Annotated in this window: 5 protein-coding genes and 1 riboswitch; of the genes, 1 reads left to right on the forward strand and 4 read right to left on the reverse strand. The window is 32.6% G+C overall.

The features are described 5' to 3' along the window. From tnpA to SOY52_RS01140, 4 genes are all read right to left on the reverse strand, one after another. Window positions 1-306 (reverse strand): IS200/IS605 family transposase (gene tnpA / locus SOY52_RS01125; RefSeq protein WP_320847145.1); only part of this gene is annotated, 306 nt, incomplete at its 3' end. A gap of 91 nt (window positions 307-397) precedes the next feature. Further along, window positions 398-793, reverse strand: coding sequence for an NUDIX domain-containing protein (locus tag SOY52_RS01130; protein ID WP_320847146.1), 396 nt, complete (start codon window positions 791-793; stop codon window positions 398-400). 4 nt (window positions 794-797) lie between these two features. After that, a complete protein-coding gene (locus SOY52_RS01135; RefSeq protein ID WP_320847147.1) occupies window positions 798-1,178 on the reverse strand; it encodes a hypothetical protein in 381 nt (126 codons plus the stop codon). Next, entirely contained in the window at window positions 1,160-2,557 is a 1,398-nt protein-coding gene (locus SOY52_RS01140; RefSeq protein ID WP_320847148.1) for an NAD(P)H-hydrate dehydratase, read from the reverse strand. The genes SOY52_RS01135 and SOY52_RS01140 overlap by 19 nt, the downstream gene beginning before the upstream one ends. 68 nt (window positions 2,558-2,625) lie before the next feature. After that, a riboswitch (TPP riboswitch) is annotated at window positions 2,626-2,717 on the forward strand. 29 nt (window positions 2,718-2,746) lie between these two features. Here SOY52_RS01140 and SOY52_RS01145 point away from each other — a divergent pair. Next, window positions 2,747-3,531: thiamine ABC transporter substrate-binding protein (locus SOY52_RS01145; RefSeq protein ID WP_320847149.1), on the forward strand; the 785-nt coding region annotated here is incomplete at its 3' end.

A 3,531-nucleotide genomic window follows, 5' to 3' on the forward strand; every position in this document is an offset into this window, starting at 1 on the left:
AAGCTCTGTACGTAATTCTGGGAATTTTTCAAATAACTTTCTTCCAGAAATTCCTTTTAAGTATTTTACGATTGAAGTAATTGAAAGCTTTGGTGGAGCAGAAACAAAAGCATGTATATGATCTTTATCTCCTACTTCAAACTGTTTTAACGTAAATCCTTTCTCTTCAGCTATCATTCTGGCAAGATCATTCAGATATGATTCGATTTCTTGAGTCAAAACCTTTCTTCTATATTTGACTGACCATACTATATGATAGTTGATATTACATACGCAAGTTCTGTAATGTACAAGATTTGTCTTCATAATTTATGATATCATATGTATACGTTTTATCAAATAGTATTTTACGCTTTCATCTCGGTAATTCAATTACCGAGGATTCCCGCTTAATATCCTAAAAAACTCCTTGTTCGATAAGCTTCTTTGTTAGTGAGAAGTCAGAGGGAACCATATCTAAAGATAATAATTCATCTTTTGTTACATATTTTATTTCAGAGTGAACTGAAAGAGAAAAACTATGCTCTAAAAGTTTAACTTCATATGCTTTCAAATGATAAAGAATATCATTATTAACAAAGTCTATAGAACATAAAAATCTTCCAACTTCACACTTTATTCCTAGCTCTTCATCAAGCTCTCTGCTTAGTGTTTCAGCTTCACTCTCAGTATATCGATTTTTACCACCAACAAATTCCCACTTTCCATTTGTTGTATTACCAACACATCGTTTAGCAACAAGAATTTTACTATCTTCTATTACAATTGCACAGGTTGTAATTCTTTCATTCATTTTTTTATAGTATCACACAATTTGGAAGTAAAAAATGTAAAATAGCAACACCTAATAAAATTAAGCCCCTATGCTTTCCCCTACCATATATTGTTGATACCCCTATTTTTTCTTCCTTTAGAGCTAAAAAGAAAAAGGAAGAAAAAAATAAAGAAATAGAAGGAAGCAAATCTCCTAAAAACTTAGGACCAGGACTTGATGGAAAAATTAAATTTAATATAGAAAGTAAAACTCCAAAACCAAAACAGATAACTCGTAGCTTTACATTTGTAAGCAATAAATGTCGATATCTAATTAAAAATGTTAAATGCTCTCTATAGCAATCAAGAAGTAAGAAAAGAGCAACAACAATTAAATAAACAACTGTTAACAAGTAGATCTGCATCTTCCAACCTCTAAAATTAATTCTTCACTTGTAAAAAATCCAACATCATTATAAGCATTTTTCCCTGCTAAAGAATGTAGTAATACACCTTGAATAGGATCTTTGATTACAGCAGTTATTCCAGCAAGCACATCCCCTGAACCAGCAACACCTAATGCAGGATTAGGATAAGCTAAAATATAGTAATTATCATCTTTAAAAATAATAGTATTACTACTCTTTTTTATAACCGTTGCTCCCTTTAACGCTTTACTTACAGCTTTGATATCTCTCAATTCATCAGTGCTTTCAATTTTTAAGGTCTTCATTAATGCTCTAAATTCTCCAACATGAGGGGTAATAATTATATTTTTACCATCTATTATTTCTTCAGCTCTTTCGCCAAGCATATTGATAGCACCAGCATCGACAACCACACATTTTCCACTAAACAAATTAATAATGTTAATTACCTCTTCACTTGTTAAATCAACAAGACCAGGACCAATTAATAAGCTATCATAGATTTCACTAGATTTTAAATCAGAAAATCTTTTGACTATTGGAGATAAGTTTTCACTTGCTACCACACTATAAGCATCATCAGATGTAAAGACACTAACTAGACCTGCTCCTGCTTTAAAAGCAGAACGTTCAGAAAGTCTAATAGCTCCAGTATATGCACTACTTCCACCAACAATTGCAACATGACCTTTTTTATTTTTATACATTCTACTATCGATTGGAGGAAGATAAATATCTTGATAATCAAGTAGATAATAGTTTTCTTCAATATTTATCTTAAAAAGTGGAAATGATGGATTTGTGGCAATAACAGTACCAACACTATTAATATTATTTCCAACATAAAATGCTATCTTCTCATAACCAAAGGTAATAGTTTTCTTTGCCTTTACGCAGTATGAATTGCCATCCTCTCTTAATCCCGATGGGCAATCAATTGAAATTACATTTCCACACTTTGATATCTCATCAACTATTTGTTTCTTTTCCTCACTTAAAATGCCAGCAAAACCTACTCCAATTAATCCATCAATTATTAAATCTGCTGCTATAGTATTTACAAATGGAATATTTAAAGCTTTACAAGTATTTAACTGAGTTAAATTTTCTTCACTTTGATGGCCATCAACAAAATATATTTTTATATTTTCAAATCCATCACAATAAGCCATTCTAGCAACAGCTAAGGCATCAGCCCCATTGTTTCCACTACCTGCAACAAATAAAACTGAATTTGATTTTTTTATATCCTCTTTAATTAGAGAGTAAAATTCTCTTGCAGCACTTTCCATCAAGCTTAATGATGGAATTAAATATTCATTTTGACTTAATTTATCAAGCTCTTTGGCACTTTTATAGGAGATAAGTTTTTTCATAATTTAAAATTTACTCTCTTTTGTAATGTTTTAAAAGAGATTGACAGAGAGCATTCATTACACTAATCTAAATTTGTCCGGGGTGGCTAATATTGCCTGAGATTATACCCGTTACCTGATCTGGATAATACCAGCGTAGGGAGCGCGTCTCATTCTATCCCGTGGCAGACTTATTTTAGGAGGTGCTTTATGAAAAAGCATTTGGTAGCCTTAGTAATTCTGACACTCATTGCATTACCAATTTTTGCAAAAGGTGCATCAGAAACTTTGGGAAAGGATGATGGCAATGAACTTACCATCTATTGTTACGATACATTCTCTTCTGAATGGGGTTCTGGCCCTACTCTTATTCCACTCTTTGAGGAACAGACAGGTATTAAAGTAAATGTAGTTAGCACAGGTAATGCTCTTGAAATGCTCAACAAAGCTATTATGGAAGGTGAAAACTGCCCAGCTGACTTGATTTTAGGTATTTCAGATGACAGTGCATCTAGAGCTTATAACTCAAATTTATTTGCAACCTATAAATCTCCAGCTCTTGAAGATATCGATGATGAGTTAAAGTTTGATAAAGAGTATAGACTTCTTCCTTTTGACTACGGTGCATTTAGCTTTGTATATGATTCAGAGAGTGGTATTGAAAAACCGACCTCACTTGAAGATTTAAAGAAAGATATTTATAAGGACAAAATCATCTTAATTGACCCACGTACAAGCTCTGTAGGTCTTGGTTTATTACTATGGACTATTGAGGTTTATGGTGATAACTATCTCGACTGGTGGAAGGCTGTTGGTAAAAATGCATTAACAATCGCAGATGGATGGTCATCAGCATATGGCCTTTTCACAGAGGGTGAAGCCCCAATTGTTCTGTCATATACAACTAGTCCTGTTTATCACGTACTTTGGGAAGATACAACAAGATATCAAGCCCTCATATTTGATGAAGGACACTCAACTACTATTGAATCTGT

This window comes from Bullifex sp., from assembly GCF_034103065.1.
Classification (GTDB): Bacteria; Spirochaetota; Spirochaetia; order Sphaerochaetales; family Sphaerochaetaceae; genus Bullifex.